Source organism: Streptomyces sp. NPDC050528 (genome assembly GCF_044457795.1).
Classification (GTDB): domain Bacteria; phylum Actinomycetota; class Actinomycetes; order Streptomycetales; family Streptomycetaceae; genus Streptomyces.
Window position 1 is genome coordinate 1 of sequence record NZ_JBITHH010000019.1, and the last position, 16,170, is coordinate 16,170.

The window sequence follows — 16,170 nt, forward strand, 5'->3', positions numbered from 1 at the left end:
CGTTACGACAAGAGGGCCTACGTCTTCCACGGCACCGTCACCACCGCAGCCATCAGACTATGGCTCCGGCCCTGATCCGCCGGACAGAACCTAGGCGTCTTTGAACTCCTGCCGCTGCCGCCCAAGCCCCGAAATCTCCAGCTCAACAACATCCCCGGCCCGCAAGAACGGCTTGGGCTCAGGCTGCCCAAGAGCAACCCCCGCAGGCGTACCGGTGTTGATGACATCCCCGGGATACAAGGTCATGAACTGGCTGACATACCGCACCACTTCAGCCACCGAAAAGATCTGCTCAGCCGTCGTCCCGTCCTGCTTCAACTCCCCGTTCACCCACAGCCGTAGCGACAAGGCCTGCGGATCCGCAACCTCATCCGCGGTCACCAACCAAGGCCCCAGCGGATTGAACGTCTCGCAGTTCTTCCCCTTGTCCCACGTCCCACCCCGCTCGATCTGAAACTCCCGCTCGGACACGTCATGCGCCACCGCATACCCCGCGACATGCGCGAGCGCCTCCTCATGGGACTCCAGATAACGGGCCGTACGCCCGATGACGACGGCGAGTTCGACCTCCCAGTCGGTCTTCACCGACCCGCGAGGGACCAGCACCGTGTCGTACGGCCCGACAACCGTGTCCGCGGCCTTGAAGAAGATGACCGGCTCGGCGGGCGGCTCCGCGCCGGTCTCACGCGCGTGGTCGTGATAGTTCAGCCCGATGCACACGACCTTGCCGATCCGCGCGACCGGCGGCCCGACCCGCAGCCCGTCGGCGTCCAGCGCGGGCAACTCCCCCGCGTCGGCGGCGGCCCGGATCCGACCGAGCGCGGCGGTGTCGGCGAGCAGCGGCCCGTCGATGTCCGGGACGATGCCGGACAGGTCCCGCAGGGTCCCCTCGGCGTCGAGCAGCGCGGGCCGCTCCGCCCCTGCCGTACCGACTCGCAGCAGCTTCATGTTCACCATCTCCATCGATCGCGGGCGGTCGACCGATGGGTGCAGCCATCGGAGGACTGGTCGATCCTCCAAGCTCACGGTCCAGTCCGCAATACCTGGTTCACGGACTGGACCGTAACCACGAGCCGTCAGCCCGCCGTCACGTGTACAGCACCGCCCGCTCCACGGCGCTCCAGGCCGCGCTGGTCACCACGTACAGCGCGACGGCGAGCGGCACGACGGCGACGGTGATCAGCGTGCCGTAGGAGAGGAGCGGCAGCACCTTGCCGAGGGCGCCGGTACCGGTGCCGGCCGGGGCGACGGCGGCCGCGCGCCGGGTACGGACGTAGGTGAAGGTCGCGACCGCGACGACGACGAGGAACAGCCCGACGTAGACGAGCCCGGCCGGACCGAACATCCCGTCCCCGGCGAGCGCGTCGGCCCAGCGTCCATCGAGCGGCGCGGCGAAGAGCCGGTGGGACAGCAGGCCGTCGCCGCCGCCGGAGAACAGCCGGTACAGGAGGAAGAACGCCGGGAGTTGGAGCAGGCTCGGCAGGATCCCGGACAGCGGGGACACCTTCTCCTCGGCGTGCAACTCCAGTACGGCCTTCTGCAGCTTCTCGGGCTGCTTCGCGTACCGCTTCCGCAACTCGGCTACACGCGGCTGGAGTTGGGCCCGCGCCTGCTGCCCGCGCGCCGCGGCCCGAGACAGGGGATGCACGAGGAGTCGTACGAGAGCGGTGAACAGGACGATCGCGGCGGCGGCCGCGGCCGTGCCGAACAACGGGTGGAGCAGGTCGGCGAGTTGCTCGACCAGGGCGGCGAAAACGGACATGGGTGAGCCCTCCGTGGGTCTCGTCGTGCCGGGAGTTAGGCATGGCGACGTGACGACCCTCAGCGTGGGGCAGCGGAAAGAGGTGCCTTACGCGGCGGTCGTCCGGAGGGTGTGTCCGGGGGCTCGGGGGCGTGGGCGGCCCGAGGCGTCGGGGTCGCGCTGGGGCAGGAACGCCGTACGGCGGGCCCGGTCGCGGATGGCCGTACGGACGCGGGTGGGCGGTACGGCGGGTGCGCTGCGCGCGGTGAGGAGGGCGCAGACGGCGAGGGCGGTACCGGTCGCGGCGAGCGCGACGGCGGCCGGGAGGCTGCCGGTGTCCAGCAGCACCATGGGGAGCAGGAAGAAGAGCAGCAGGGCACTGGCCCGATGCCGTTGATTCATGATGAGTCCGCCCCCTCCCCAACTGCCGTTCCAGCACTGCCCGTTACAGCCGTCCGTCATACGGGATCGGCTATACGGGATCGGTCTCGATCGGCTGGAGCAGTCGCCTCGGTTTGAGGAGCGCCCGGCTGACCGGATCCGCCGGGTCCTGATCAAGACCGGGACCCGGGTCCATGATGACATCCCCCACCGGGACGATGACAGCGCAGGTGGGGCACTCGCCGTAGGAGCCGAGTTCGGTGCCGCAGTCCGCGTGCCGGAAGTAGCGCCGCTGGGTCTCCTCGTACTGCTCGCGCTTCCAGCGGCCGAGCGAGCGCAGCACCGGCCAGAGGGCGATGCCGCGCTCGGTGATGACGTACTCGTCGCGCGGCGGGGACTCCTGGTAGCGGCGCTTTTCGAGGATGCCCTCGACGGTGAGGGCCTGGAGGCGGGAGGCGAGGACCGCGCGCGGGATGCCGAGGTGGAGGAGGAAGTCGTTGTAGCGCCGTACGCCGTAGAGGGCGTCCCGGACGACGAGCAGCGTCCAGCGCTCGCCGACGACCTCCAGCGCCCCGGCCATCGAGCATTCCTGTCCCGCGTAGTCCTTGCCTAGTGACATGCCGTCCACTGTAGCCACTTTCCGCCAGTGAGTTCAATGACCGAACCTTCAGTGCTACGGTGTTCCACATGACTAGGTTCAATGAGCGAACCATGGACGAGGTTCCCGACACAGCGGCCAAGGCCGCCGAGACATCCCAGGTCTCCGCGCCGAGCGTGCCGCATCCCCGCGCCACCCTCGCCCTGACCAGCGCGGCCACCGCCGTCGCACTGATGACATACACCGCACCGATGGTCACGCTCCCCGACATCGCCGCCGCCCTGCACACCCCGCTCTCCGCCCAGGCCTGGCTCCTGAACGGCACCCCGCTCGGCCTCGCCGCCCTGCTCCTGGTCGCCGGCAGCCTCGCCGACGACTACGGCCGCCGCCGGATCTTCCTCGCCGGCACCTTCGCGCTCGGCATTACGACGGCGCTCTCCGCGCTCACGTCCTCGACCTGGCTGTTCACGCTGACCCGGATCGCGCAGGGCGCGTCCAGCGCTGCCCTGCTGGCCAGCAGCCTGGGCCTGATCGTGCACGCCTTCCCGACCCCGCGCGGCCGCCTGCACGCGACCGGCGTGTGGGGCGCGTTCGTCAGCGGCGGCATAGCCGTCGGCCCGCTGGTCGCGGGCGCGATGCCGGACTGGCGGATGATCTACGCCGTGCTCGGCGCGGCGGCGATCGTCGTGGCGGCCCTCGGCGTCCGTACGTTGTCCGAGTCCCGCGCGCCGCGCGGCGGACGCCCCGACCTCGCCGGAGCGGTCACCTTCGGGCTGGCCCTGGTCGCCCTCGTCGCCGCGCTGACCCTGGGCCGCGACGGCTGGCTGCGGGCGCCGGTGGGCCTGCTGGCGCTGGCGGCCGTGCTGCTCGTCGGCGTCTTCGCGCTGGTGGAGCGCCGGGTCGCGACCCCGATGATCGACCTGAGCCTGCTGCGCCACCGCCTCTTCCTGGCCTCCTCGGCGGGCGGCCTGTTCACGGGCTTCGCGGTGATCGGCCTGTTCAGCTTCCTGCCGGCGCTGTTGCAGCAGACGCTGGGCCTGTCGGCGATGGACACGGCCTGGCTGTTCCTCCTCTGGTCGGGCCTGTCCTTCACGGTCGCCCTCCAGGCCCGCCGCCTCGCCGGCCGCGTCTCCTCCCGGCACCAACTCGCCCTGGGTTTCCTCCTCCACGCGGCCGGCGTCCTGACGATGCTGGGCGCGCTGGACTCCGGTTCCTGGCTACGACTGCTGCCGGGACTGGTGATCGCGGGCGTGGGCAGCGGCCTGCTGAACGCCGCGCTGCCGCTGCTGTCGGTGGAGTCCGTACCGGCGGCGCGGGCGGCGATGGGGTCGGGGGCGCAGCAGACGTTCCGGTACATCGGCTCGTGTGCCGGGGTCGCGCTGACGATCGCGATCGCCACGTCCGCGGGTGGCGGTCTTGCCCGCGGTGCGGACATCGCGATGGTGGTGTCGGCGGGGCTCGCGGTGGTGGCCGCGGTGAGCGTGGCGGTGCTGCGGGAGCGGGCGTGAACTCCCTTTGTGTTTGCGGTACTTACGGGGTTTCGTGCCTCACCGGGGGTGCGTGGAGGTGAGCGTGCCCCACACCGCCATGCGGTACCTGGACGTGAACTCGGGCGTGCAGGTGGTGAGGGTGATGTAGTACCCGGGTCGGCTGTAGCCGTAGGCCGGCTTGACGATCGAGCGCGGGATCGGCCGGATCACGCCGGAGTCGGACGCGGAGGTCTGCGGCAGGATCTTGTCGACCGTGTACGTGTAGGTGGCCGCGCTCGTCTCGACCTGGACGGTGTCCTTGAGCCGCAGCCGCGGGAGGTACCGGAACGGCTCGCCGTGCGTGTTGCGATGCCCGGCGAGCGCGAAGTTACCTGCCTGGCCCGGCTGTTGGGTGCCGGGGTAGTGGCCGACGTACCCCTTGTTGAGCACGTTCTGCTTGCTGACGCCCTCGGCGATCGGGACGCGGAGGTGGAGGCGGGGAATGGTGAGGATGGCGTAGGCCTGGGAGCGGTGGGGGGTGGTGGCGGAGTCGGCGGAGCCGGTGACCGTGGTGGAGCCGTCGGCGGAGGTGGAGCCATCAGCGGAGGTGCTCCGGTGCGGTGAACTCCCGCCCGCCGGACTGCTGTTGGACGACGGGGGGCCGCCCTGCGCCGTGCCCGGTGTCGCCCATTGCCGTTCCAGGGCCTGCACTTGGCGCTCGGCGCCCTGACGGGCCTCGCGGTTGGTCCACCACAACTCGTGGACGACGAGGAGGAGCAGGACGACCCCGGCGGTGACGAGCAACTCCCCACCGGTCCACAGGGCGCGTCGGCCCAGCGCACGACGTCGACGGCTCCGGTGCTGCACGACGGGGACCCGCATGCGTACACCTCCTTACGCCCACCGGCCGCCCGCACCATAAAGGGCGGCTCCTCAACTCACCAGACCCATGGCCGCTGTTGCTCAGGCCCATGGCCGCCGTTGCTCGCGGGGGCGCCCGTTCGAGCCTCCGTACAGGTTCGTACACGGGTTTTAGAAAGGGGTGTCACAACCCTCGACAACCTCACGCACCACACCCGATGCTTCCTGATGGCACGAGCCGGGGGGATGGCCGACGCCGGTGGGACGACCGGCGGTTGAGCGAATCGGGAGTAGAGATGATCCGACGCAGAACCCTGCTGGCCGCAGCGGGCGGTGGGCTCCTCGGCACCGCCCTGGCGACCGGCACCGCACGCGCCGACGCGACGATCGCGGTCAACCCGGCGACGAAGTACGGCACTTGGGAGGGCTGGGGCACCTCGCTGGCCTGGTGGGCGAATGTCTTCGGCGCCCGGGACGACTTCGCCGACATTTTCTTCACCACCAAGTCGACGACGTACAACGGCACTTCACTGCCGGGCCTGGGCCTGAACATCGCCCGTTACAACCTCGGCGCGTGCAGCTGGAACTCGGTGAACGGCGAGTCGATGGTCGCCTCGGCCAACATCCCGGCGTTCAAGCAGATCGAGGGCTACTGGCAGGACTGGAACAACGAGGACCCCACGTCCTCGGCATGGAAGTGGACGGCGGACGCGACCCAGCGGGCGATGCTGGTGAAGGCGACGTCACGAGGTGCCACCACCGAGCTCTTCGCCAACTCCCCCATGTGGTGGATGTGTTCGAACCACAACCCGTCGGGCGCGGCGGGCGGCGGCAACAACCTCCAGACCTGGAACTACCGCCAGCACGCCTCCCACCTGGCGTCCGTAGCCCTCTACGCGAAGAACAACTGGGGAGTGAACTTCGCGACGGTGGAAGCCTTCAACGAACCGTCGTCGAGCTGGTGGACGGCGACGGGCACGCAGGAGGGCTGCCACATGGACTCGACCGTCCAGGCCGCCGTACTCCCGTATGTGCGAAGCGAGTTGGACAGCCGCGGCCTGACAAGCACGAAGATCTCGGCGTCCGACGAGACGAGCTACGACCTCGCGCGCACGACCTGGGGCGCCTTCTCGTCGACGACGAAGGGGTATGTGAACCGGGTCAACGTCCACGGCTACCAGGGCTCGGGCGGTCGTAGAGACCTCCTCTACACGGACGTCGTAACGACATCGGGCAAGGCCCTGTGGAACTCCGAGACGGGCGACAGCGACTCCACGGGCCTGACGATGGCGAGCAACCTGCTCTACGACTTCCGCTGGCTGCACCCCACGGCATGGACGTACTGGCAGGTCATGGACCCGTCGTCCGGCTGGGCGATGATCGCGTACGACCAGAGCACCCTCACGGCCGGCGCGGTCCAGACGAAGTACTACGTGATGGCCCAGTTCAGCCGGCACATCCGCCCCGGCATGACGATCCTGGACACGGGCGTGAGCTACGCGGCGGCGGGTTACGACGCGTCGGCGAAGCGGCTGGTGATAGTCGCGGCGAACACAGGCTCGTCGTCTACGACTTTGACCTTCGACCTCTCCAAGTTCACGACGGTGGCGGGGGGTTCGAGCGGCCTGGTCCCGCGCTGGAACACGGTGACGGGCGGCGGGGGCGACCTGTACACCGCCCACTCGGACACATACCTGAGCGGCAAGACGGTGAGTGCGACGTTCGCGGCGGGGGCGGTGCAGACGCTGCAGATCGACGGGGTGGTGATCTGACCCCGGATCCCCAACTCAGCTACACCGGCGGGCGGTTCGGCCTGCCGGCGCTGGCGCTCGGCGGTTTCGGAATCGGCCTGACCGAGTTCGTGATCGCCGGGCTGCTCCCGCAGGTGAGCGGGGGCCTGAACGTGTCCACGGCCGCGGCGGGTTGGCTGATCTCCGGCTACGCGCTGACGGTAGCGGTAGGCGCGATAGTGGTGACGGCGGCGACGGCAAGGCTGCCCCAAAAGCCGGTCCTGGTGGGCTTGGTGGCGTTGTTCGTCGCAGGAAACCTACTGTCGGCACTCGCCCCCACCTACGGGGTGATGCTCCTGGGCAGAGTCGTGGCGGCGCTGTGCCACGGCTCGTTCTTCGGCATCGGCTCCCTCGTCGCCCGCCGCCTGGTCCCTCCCGAACGGGCCTCGCGGGCAGTGGCGTTGATGTTCACCGGCCTGACGGTGGCGAACGTACTGGGAGTCCCGTTCGGCGCGCTGGTCGGCGAACGGTGGGGCTGGCGGGCGACGTTCTGGGCGATCACGGCGATCGGCGCGGTGGCGCTCGTCGCCATCGCCACCCTGGTACCGGCATGGGCGGGAGCGAGCAGCGGCAGGGCGGACCTCCGTACCCAGCTGCACGCCTTCCGCTCCACCCAGGTCTGGCTGACGCTAACCGCCACGGCCCTCGGCTACGGCGGCATGTTCGGCGCGTTCACCTACCTCGCGTACACCTTCACCCGGGTCACGGGCTTCTCTACGACGGACGTGCCCTGGCTGTTGGTCGTCTACGGCACGGGGCTGGTCGTCGGCAACATCGCGGGCGGACGGGGCGCGGACCACAACCGGGACGGGACGTTGCTGGTGTCCCTGGCCGGGTTGGCGACCACGTTGGCGGTATTCGGTGCGTTGGCGAGCAGCCGGGGGGCGTCGGTGATCCTGGTGTTCCTCCTGGGTGTGTTCGGGTTCGCGACGGTGCCGGGGATGATCACGCGGGTTACGGATGCGGCGGGGGGTGTGCCGTTGGCGGCGAGCGCGAATGTGTCGGCGTCGAATGTGGGGAACGCGGTGGGGGCTTGGGCGGGGGGTTTGGTGATCAGTGCGGGGTTTGGGTATGCGGCTCCGTTGTTTGTGGGGGCGGGGGTTGTGGGGGTGGGGTTGGGGGTTATGGGGGTTGCGGTGTGGGGTTCTGTGGGTGGCGGGAGAGGGACGGGGACGGGGACGGGCGGGGCAACGGGAGGTGAAGGTCGTAGAAGCACAGGGGCAGTAGAAACGAAGCAGCCGTAAAACCGGCGAAAACCGGAAAGCCACCCGGTGCTTCCCGCAGGGCTGCCCCCGTCGCCCCCCTCACCGCTCCCCCACGCCACTCTCACCGGCCGACCTGGGCATATCTCTCCCCTTGCCTCCATCTGTGTCGGCATCGGCAGTACCGTGTCGTTCATGCGCCCCGACACGCCCGCCGAGAACGTCGACCACCCCGCCGAAGCGGCCCGCCTTGAGCGAACCGCCGCCTTGTACCCCGAGGACGCCGAGGCCCTGCTCCTCCAGGCCGCGGCCCACCTGGAACTGGCCGGCGACCGCCCCGCCGCCACCGCGCTCTACGACCGCCTGCTGTCATCGGCGGACTCCCTGGAAACCCCGCATCTGGTACGCGCCCTCAAGGCCTCCAACCTCTGGGAGTACGGCCACGAGGCCGAGGCCAGGGCCATCATCGACGGCATCCGCGCCGCGTCCCCGCGGGACCCGGCTCCCTGGGTGATCGTCGCGGAGTCCCTGGAGTCCCACGACGAGTTGGAGGCGGCGCAGGAGACGTTCACGGAGGGCGTGACGCTGCTACTGACCGATGTCCCCGAACCTCCTTACTCCACCCACCCGTTGCTGTACGGCCGACACCGGGTACGGCGCATGCTGGGCGTGTCCCACGACGAGTGGGACACGCTGGCGGACACGCTGCACTCGTCGTCGGTGTCCTTGGACGAGCTGCACGACCCGAAGAGGGTGTGGTCCCTGGGGTCGGACAACCCCGCTGAGCTTGAGGCCGAGATCTCGCGGCTGCGGGCGGAGTTGGGGGCGTACCGGGAGGCGTTGTCCCGACCGTTCCCGGTGGCTGTGCTGCATTGGCCGGAGGGTGAACTGGCCGAGCTGGTGGGGGCGTATGCCTCGCTGGCCGTGGAGTACCCCTCACATGAGGAGCACCTCGCGACGATAGAGGGGTCGCTGCGGGAGCTGGCGGCCAGCGGTACGCCGAACCTGGGGATCGTGACCGGGACTGTGCCCTCTTATGAGGCGTTCGCTGCGTCTGAGGGTGCTTCGCCGGGGGACGTTGATCTGTTGCCGCAGTATGCGACGACGCTTGCGGCTCGGGGGCGGGCTGTGGTTTGGCCTCCGCAGCGGGGGGCTTCTTGTTGGTGTGGGTCGGGGCGGGCTTATGGGGAGTGTCACGGGGGCTGAGGGTCGGTCGTGGCGATTCAGCAACATGGGCTTACTGACCGCGAGTTGGTGCTCCGCTACTTCGAGATGTGGAACACGGGCGACTCCGCAATCGCCGGTGAAGTCCTCCATCCGGAGTGGCGGGACCATTCGCATCCGGAGATCGCAGGGCCGGACGATGTTCGGCGGGCGGTGGAGCGTGTACGGGGCGCTCAACAGGACCTGCGGTTCGACATCAGTGCGGTGTTGAGCGAAGGGGAACTGCTGGCCGTGGTGAGGGAGGTGAGCCGGGGTGCCGGTGCGGCGGCAACAACGAGCGGGCTGATTTGGCTGATCCGCGTTCGGGACGGCTTGCTCGCGGAGATGTGGACCTACCGTCGCGACGAACGGGCGTGATCTGCGGCTCTCGGCACGGGGCCTCAAGCGCGCTGGCACAATGCCTGTGTGCCAGATGTCGTCCCATCCTCCGCTGCCGTGTCCGCCCGTATGAGCCGACAGGGCTCCCGTGACACGGCTCCCGAGGTGGCGGTTCGACGCCTCCTGCACGCTGAGGGCCTGCGGTACCGGGTGAATGTACCGGTGCCCGGCATACCCCGCCGCACGATCGACATCGTCTTCCCCAAGGCCAAGATCGCGATCTTCATGGACGGCTGCTTCTGGCACGGCTGTCCCGAGCATGCGACGCAGCCCAAGTCGAACGCGGAGTGGTGGCGGCAGAAGCTGGATCGCAATATGACGCGTGATGCGGAGACCACTGAGCACCTCATGGCGGCCGGGTGGGAAGTTCTACGGTTCTGGGAGCATGAAACGGCGGAGGACGTGGCCATGACTGTCGCTGCGATGGTGGAGCAGCGACGGGCACAGCAAAGACGGGGGAAGAATCGATAAGCGGGCTGACCTCGATCGATGCGTGCTTTGAGGCGGGCGGACTTGCCCTGGGATCGGAGTAGGCGGGCTTCGAGCCGAGACAGCTGTTGGATGACGGCATCGACGCCTGCCGGACCTTGCGGACCAACCGACCGCACTGGAACGTGCTTCAGGAGGGTTCTCGATATCGATCCGAGCGGGCACCCCGAGAGCTACGCCGTTGACCTGCTGTCCGCGGGGCTGTCCAACGCCAGGGCCGCTCGGACCGTATCGGGTGCGGAGGAACGGCTGTTGAAGGGGAGAAGCCGTAGGGGAACGCCCACTCACTCAGCAACGAAACCACCAGGCTCGACTTTCCTTGGGTATCGGAACGGGCAGCCAGGCCCGATCCAACTCATAGCCGACCAAATAACCCTGCTCCAGCGCTTCACCGAGAGCTGGGAGGTCACCCGAAAGCAAGACTTGCCGATATCGGCGGATCGACTGCCCCTTCCCATCACTGATGGTCGAAGCGTTCGGCTGGGTCGTCATCCTTACAGCTCGTTCCGGACGAAGAATCTCCAGGTCAGAAGAGTAATCAGGAGCTCTTCATCAACCGCAGCACAGCGGAGGTATAGACCACCTTCGGCCGGCTACACTCTCACCCCATGACCCGAGCACCTCACCCACGCGCAAACCAGGACAATCCACCCGTCATTGTGGACCTGTTCGCAGGGCCGGGCGGCCTGGACATCGCGGCCGAGATGCTCGGCGTACCCAGCATCGGCGTGGAGTGGGAGCCGTCGACTCGAGCGACCCGCCGCGCCGCCGGTCTACGTACCACCAAGGTCCGTGACGTGGCGGAACTGAACCCGCTGGCCCCCGAGGTTCGCTCAGCCCGCGTCCTCACTGGAGGTCCGCCCTGCCAGACCTTCTCGGTGGCAGGTAACCGCGAAGGGCACGAAGCCCTTGGAGTGGTGAAGCGCTTGGCGCTGCTCGTGGGACAGAGCAAGACCGTCGAGCAACTGGAGAGTGCATGGGCGGTGGTGGAACGGGCAGCTGACGAACTGGAATGGACCAACGAGCGCACTGGGCTCGTGCTCCAACCCTTGCGGTGGATCGTCGCGAAGAAGCTCAAGTCCAATCCCTACGAGGTGGTGGTGTTGGAGCAGGTCCCCACCGTTCTGCCCGTTTGGAAGAGATACTGCGAGATCCTTCAAGAGCTCGGTTACGACGCAGATTGCGACATCCTGCGCACCGAAGAATACGGGGTGCCACAGACACGCCGTCGTGCGGTACTGATCGCCCGCTACCGGGGGAATACTGAAGGCCAGGACGTTGAGTTCCCTGACGTGACCCACCAGCGCTATCACAAGGGAATAGAGCGCTTCCCCGCGGTGCATGAATCCACAACACCGATGAGTAGTCCGCAACAGAGCGGGCTCTTCGAAACCCCGGAACACGTCGGCAGGTCGAAGATTCAACCTTGGGTTTCCATGGGCGATGCACTCGGGGACTCACGTTCGGGAGACTTCGTCGTCGTCTCCAATTACGGATCAGGCGGCGACCCTAAAAAGCGGGGGCGCCGCACCTCCAACTCACCGGCCGCGACTGTCACCGGCAAGGTACGCCGCAACAAAGTGTTCGACCTCAAAGGCTTCGACGCGGACGGTGAGCCTGAGCTGGGCGCAGAACAGGAGCGTTTCACATTCCGGGAGGCCGGGCTGCTGCAGACCTTCCCGGTGAACTATCCATGGCAGGGCACCGACGTCGCGCAACAGATCGGCAACGCGATCCCACCCCTCTTGGCCGTGCATGTCCTAAGCACAGCACTAAAACTGGAGGAAGGCCGCAAGCAGCGAGCCATCGAAGCATTCAAGACCTGGCGTCCTAGGCACTCGTAGGACGGACGATCAGTCGTCCTCCGCGTCATCCGTTGCCTCATCCTTCCCGCGCACCGGCGCGTCCGCGAAGAGCTCCGCAAAGTAGTCCGCCAAGCGCTCGATCGAATCTTCGAGGGCTCTTTCCTCCGCAGGTCCGACGGGAAGAGAGCGATGATGCACGGCAACGCCCTCATCTCCTTCACCGATCCACCTCTGCACAGCGTTTGCATCTCGCACTACGTCCGGCGCGATCACGTCGTACATCAGGGTCGCGCCTGCTGTGTTGACAGCCTTGCCCAGGGCGTTCGCATCACGCCCCGTCCGTACGATCTCCCGCTTCAACAGTCGGACCAATGCCTGCGCCGTGGGGCGGTGATCGATGACGTCCAACCTCAGCACCGTGTTGAGCATGTCCTGATTGCTGCAGGCCATTTCAACGGGCTCATAGTCGGACCCGTTTCGGAACAGTTCGGCTGACCACCAGAGCCGCGCGAAAGCCTGCTTGTGATAGGGGCCTTTGAAATACCGGGGGTTGACGGTCTTCTTCTTTTCGGAGAGATGCCGCCAAACCACAAAATCGGGAGCGACACCGAGGGCAAGGTAGTTCCACAGTGCGGGGTCTGCGGCCTCTGCCCGTGTCAGACGAAGGATCGAGTGCAGACGTGGTGCAAGCCAGGCATCTGCCTGCGTCGGTTTGTTGTCCTGGTAGGTACGCATCGCATCGTCGATCAGGTCCCGAATCGCACGAAGCCGCCACCGAGGGCTCTCGGGCAGGGGCTGAGCAGCCTGGTTGAGGGCGATGGTGGGGACATCGTCCTTTCCAGACAACAACCCGTCCGTGATGAAGCGCACCGCATCCTCGTCGGCGAGCCGCGCCAGGTGCTCGGGGAGGTGGTAAGGACTGTCCGTCATGCCTCGTCCTCACGCTTGAGCTTGTTCAGACCACGTACCGTCTCCGAGAGCACCCTGGGCACCTCGGCTCTTCGCATCGCCGCGTACTGGATACGCGGCTGTAGTTCGGTCCATCCCGTCACGCCTACACGACGGCTGTGTACCTCACACAAAGCGTCTTCAAGAGTCCGGTCGGGCACGACATCGGGAAGCATCTCCCTGAGGACCTCACCCTGCCAACCATGTGGAAACAGCGGGGTGCCATCATCCTCGATCTCCAGATCACCGACAGCCGAGTGAAACACGGCGATCCATACATCGGCGGCCATCTGCGCCACCATAATCTCGTTGACCAGACCCTCAGGTCCCCGCCCCTCAGCGCCAAGAATGTCTGTCATTCCCTCGAAGTCGGTATTGATGTGTACTGTCGGCAGCGCCCCCGACGCGTTCACGATCCACGGAGCGTCGGTGAACTTCTGCAGCCACCTCGGCCCCTTGGCGAACCCGACCTCCTTGACATCGAAGCTCTGCTCCCGTGTCGGAGCGTCACTCCTCACGTCGACGATCCAGTCGTCAACCCCCTCCGCGATGATCCGTCCCGGTACCCCGTCGACCGTCGCGACCACTTGAACCGTCATTGTGGCGCGGTCGAAGAGGTCAGCGCGGAGCACCTGTAGTTCACCGCGCCATTCACGGCCGCCTTCCGACTCGGGGTCGAGCCTCGATGTGACACGAGTGTTGGTCGCCCTGTCGGTCAACACCACCACCACAGCGACGTCGGACCACGGGCTGCCCTGCTCGGTGGCCTTCGAAGGGATCGTCGCCGAAACGGTCAGCGTCGCGGTTTCCCAGTCCTCTGTCTCCGCCAGGCCGAGCGCAACCACACGCTCGACCACGGAGCGTGCGCGGGAGTCGAGTTGCTCGCGAGGCTGCTCGGGTGCCTTGACTCTCGCCGCATCAACCCGAAGGGAGACCGTGCCGCGCAGGCGCGGGTACGGGAACACCTTCATGACAGCGACTCCCCTTCGCCCGTGCGCAGTTCGACGATGAGCCCACTCAGACTGGTCCTGACAGCGTGCGTCGTAGGATCTGTAATACCCAGGAAGGTTGCGGTGCGCGCCTCATCGAAGCGCAAAGCGCCGTCCACCACCTGGCAGTTGTCCACACCCAAGAGCTCGGCCCAAGCAATGGTAGGACGCGGGCCTGAGCGCACGTCGAACTTGGCCACCGGGACGAGCCGCCAGGTGTGTCCGCCCGCAGGAATCCTGATCTCACCGGTCACCTGCCAGGCTCCGTCGTCAAGCACTCGTGCGTCCAACTCCTCCAAGACTGGCAGCGTCGCCGCGAGCAGCCGAGGCCGCTTCGTCCCCGCGCCAACGGTTAGCTTTGGGGCCAAGCGCCCTCCCCCCTCTTTGGACCGTTTCTTGGGGCGGGCCAGCATCTTCTTGATCGCCGCATTGGTCTCCCGGGTGAGGGAGTTGATCCGCCGGTACGCCGAGGGCGAGTAGGCGAGTGTCAGCTCCTCGGTCTGTCCCCACTTGTTGTGCTCGGGAGGTTCGGCCGCGCGGAGGAACTCCTCTGCCTCGGTGGCGAACGGCGCATCTGCGCCGGCGGCGTCACCGGTCAGCAGAACGGCCTGGAAGGGGTTGACAGACAACGGCAACCCTGACACAGAGCTGTCCCGCACAGTCATTCGATTGCCGCGCATCGCCACGACACGATTCGGTTTGCCGTCCGCGTCCTCAGCATCTGTCACCAGGAGTACCGCGCGATGCTCGCCCAGAGAGGCTCGTCCGCTACCCCGAGCGGGCAGATTGAGAGGAACGATGGTCGCGGCGACCTGACCTGATTCCGTGAGCTGCTCCACGGTCGTACCGTCGAGGAATGCCTTCAGAGCGCGCGTACGTGAGGGCTGGGTGATCGTGGGGTCCACACGCTCCTCCGCGATGACCACGGCACCGTTGCGCAGAGTACGTACAGAAGCCTCCAAGAGTGGCAACTGGTTACCGCCGCCCGTCATCGCAGCCCAGAAGTTCTTACCCAAGGCACGCACGAGCCTGTGGTGCATCCGCTGGATACTGTCGTCGTCCTCGCCCTCGTCACCATCGGGTGCGGCATTGTCATCTACGAGGCTGGCCACGTCGTGGGCTGCCACGATCAGGAACGACGTCCCCGGCTCGTCGCTCTCACGCTTCAGGTGAAGTGCTTCGACGGTCTCCTCATCGGCCCACCAAGAACGCGCCACCGCAGGTCCCGCCGAGCCGGGGTCAGGCCGCCCCAGCCACGCCGGCCCTGCCCATGCCTTACCGCCGACCTGACGCCACGGCAGATCGAGGCGTCCGATGAGGCGACGTTCGGTGCGACCCTCGTGTGGTTCGGACAGCGTGGAATTCATGAGCACGAGGCCCAGCCGACTGGTGGCCCACAGAGTGGCCTTGCCCAAGCCGTACGAACCGCCCGCCGAACTACCCGACTTGTGGCTGTCGAGTTGCCGCCGCACCACCGCCGCGAAGCGGCCGTCGTCGTAGTCGTCGCCCGTCAAGCCCGCAGCGTTGTAGTCGTCCACTCTCAAGAGCACGAGGCGGTCGCGCTCATACATGTCTCGCAACCCAGCGTCAATGACCCGGCCGACTTTCTGCTCCTGCGCAGCAGCAGCCTCGTAGTGCGGGAAGAGGGCCTCCCACTGGATGGCCTCCCGGAATCTCGCGAGTGTCTCACCGGTAAGCTCGTGAAGGGTGTAGCGCACATGCACGGGTCGCCCGTTGGCGATGAGCCGCTCGTCAAGACTGTTCTGACAGGTCTCTCTGGCCAGCACCGACACATCGGCGTCGAAGGCAAAGGCAGCGGCGTTGCCCAACTCCCGACCGCCGTCGGCATGGCCAGGACGGTGGTACCAAGTCGGATGACTCGCATCCACTGACCGCTCGTCGTCCTGCTCGTGCTCACCGAAGGCCTCAGATTCAGAGCCAACAGAAACACCCAGCACTTGATGAATTTTTGAAGACATCTCCGCGCTGGGAGCCGATCGCTCGTCTAGCCAGGCCGCGATCAAAGACGGCGCCACCCCGAGCAACGCCGCAAGTTGAGCATCGCTCGTGCCTGCTTCTTCCATATGCCGGGAAAGCCTGGGGCCAAAAGAATCCCCGCTCAAAGCCATCTCCATCTCCTTCTCGGCAGGTTCCCCCGCTGCGACAGCTGCGTTGCCACTTCCATCAGCCGACGGTACTTCGCTCCCGAATTCCACCCCCGGGAATCCTTTACGCTTCGTGCGCACCCTCTGCAACCTGGACTCACTCACCCTCTCTCGCCGTTTCGCCGAGGCA

Annotated in this window: 15 protein-coding genes; 7 read left to right on the forward strand and 8 right to left on the reverse strand. The window is 67.1% G+C overall.

Annotated elements, in window-relative coordinates; translation table 11 throughout:
* Positions 1 to 90: 90 nt before the first annotated feature.
* From ACIBK4_RS45100 to ACIBK4_RS45115, 4 genes are all read right to left on the reverse strand, one after another.
* Positions 91 to 948, reverse strand: a complete 858-nt coding sequence (locus ACIBK4_RS45100; RefSeq protein ID WP_399005064.1) for a fumarylacetoacetate hydrolase family protein — start codon at positions 946 to 948, stop codon at positions 91 to 93.
* A 139-nt stretch (positions 949 to 1,087) separates the two neighbouring features.
* Positions 1,088 to 1,762, reverse strand: coding sequence for a YidC/Oxa1 family membrane protein insertase (locus tag ACIBK4_RS45105; RefSeq protein WP_399005066.1), 675 nt, complete (start codon positions 1,760 to 1,762; stop codon positions 1,088 to 1,090).
* Positions 1,763 to 1,849: 87 nt separating this feature from the next.
* Positions 1,850 to 2,143, reverse strand: coding sequence for a DUF6412 domain-containing protein (locus ACIBK4_RS45110; protein ID WP_399005068.1), 294 nt, complete (start codon positions 2,141 to 2,143; stop codon positions 1,850 to 1,852).
* A 70-nt stretch (positions 2,144 to 2,213) separates the two neighbouring features.
* Entirely contained in the window at positions 2,214 to 2,741 is a 528-nt protein-coding gene (locus ACIBK4_RS45115; RefSeq protein WP_399005070.1) for a winged helix-turn-helix transcriptional regulator, read from the reverse strand.
* A 68-nt stretch (positions 2,742 to 2,809) separates the two neighbouring features.
* Here ACIBK4_RS45115 and ACIBK4_RS45120 point away from each other — a divergent pair, with 68 nt between their 5' ends.
* Positions 2,810 to 4,228, forward strand: a complete 1,419-nt coding sequence (locus tag ACIBK4_RS45120; protein ID WP_399005072.1) for an MFS transporter — start codon at positions 2,810 to 2,812, stop codon at positions 4,226 to 4,228.
* Positions 4,229 to 4,267: 39 nt separating this feature from the next.
* On the opposite strand, the gene ACIBK4_RS45125 is transcribed toward ACIBK4_RS45120, so the two are convergent.
* Positions 4,268 to 5,071, reverse strand: a complete 804-nt coding sequence (locus ACIBK4_RS45125) for a class E sortase (protein ID WP_399005074.1) — start codon at positions 5,069 to 5,071, stop codon at positions 4,268 to 4,270.
* Positions 5,072 to 5,346: 275 nt separating this feature from the next.
* Here ACIBK4_RS45125 and ACIBK4_RS45130 point away from each other — a divergent pair, with 275 nt between their 5' ends.
* From ACIBK4_RS45130 to ACIBK4_RS45155, 6 genes are all read left to right on the forward strand, one after another.
* Complete coding sequence (locus tag ACIBK4_RS45130; RefSeq protein WP_399005076.1) at positions 5,347 to 6,822, forward strand: beta-1,6-galactanase; 1,476 nt, start codon at positions 5,347 to 5,349, stop codon at positions 6,820 to 6,822.
* A gap of 89 nt (positions 6,823 to 6,911) precedes the next feature.
* Positions 6,912 to 8,084: an MFS transporter gene (locus ACIBK4_RS45135; protein ID WP_399005078.1), complete on the forward strand. Its 1,173-nt coding sequence runs from the start codon at positions 6,912 to 6,914 to the stop codon at positions 8,082 to 8,084.
* A 153-nt stretch (positions 8,085 to 8,237) separates the two neighbouring features.
* Positions 8,238 to 9,248: an SEC-C domain-containing protein gene (locus ACIBK4_RS45140; protein WP_399005080.1), complete on the forward strand. Its 1,011-nt coding sequence runs from the start codon at positions 8,238 to 8,240 to the stop codon at positions 9,246 to 9,248.
* A 48-nt stretch (positions 9,249 to 9,296) separates the two neighbouring features.
* Positions 9,297 to 9,623: a nuclear transport factor 2 family protein gene (locus tag ACIBK4_RS45145; protein ID WP_399005378.1), complete on the forward strand. Its 327-nt coding sequence runs from the start codon at positions 9,297 to 9,299 to the stop codon at positions 9,621 to 9,623.
* A gap of 90 nt (positions 9,624 to 9,713) precedes the next feature.
* Positions 9,714 to 10,115: a very short patch repair endonuclease gene (locus tag ACIBK4_RS45150; protein ID WP_399005380.1), complete on the forward strand. Its 402-nt coding sequence runs from the start codon at positions 9,714 to 9,716 to the stop codon at positions 10,113 to 10,115.
* Between the two features lie 626 nt (positions 10,116 to 10,741).
* Complete coding sequence (locus tag ACIBK4_RS45155) at positions 10,742 to 11,977, forward strand: DNA cytosine methyltransferase (protein ID WP_399005082.1); 1,236 nt, start codon at positions 10,742 to 10,744, stop codon at positions 11,975 to 11,977.
* Between the two features lie 9 nt (positions 11,978 to 11,986).
* Here the strand turns inward: ACIBK4_RS45155 and ACIBK4_RS45160 are convergent, their stop codons facing one another.
* Genes ACIBK4_RS45160 through ACIBK4_RS45170 form a run of 3 tightly spaced genes read right to left on the reverse strand, consistent with a single transcriptional unit; the run spans position 11,987 to position 16,004 of the window.
* Positions 11,987 to 12,868 carry a DUF6339 family protein gene (locus tag ACIBK4_RS45160; RefSeq protein ID WP_399005084.1) on the reverse strand — a complete coding sequence of 294 codons (882 nt, stop codon included), beginning with the start codon at positions 12,866 to 12,868 and terminating at the stop codon, positions 11,987 to 11,989.
* Positions 12,865 to 13,857: a hypothetical protein gene (locus ACIBK4_RS45165; protein WP_399005086.1), complete on the reverse strand. Its 993-nt coding sequence runs from the start codon at positions 13,855 to 13,857 to the stop codon at positions 12,865 to 12,867. The genes ACIBK4_RS45160 and ACIBK4_RS45165 overlap by 4 nt, the downstream gene beginning before the upstream one ends.
* Entirely contained in the window at positions 13,854 to 16,004 is a 2,151-nt protein-coding gene (locus ACIBK4_RS45170; protein ID WP_399005382.1) for a helix-turn-helix domain-containing protein, read from the reverse strand. The genes ACIBK4_RS45165 and ACIBK4_RS45170 overlap by 4 nt, the downstream gene beginning before the upstream one ends.
* Positions 16,005 to 16,170: the final 166 nt, after the last annotated feature.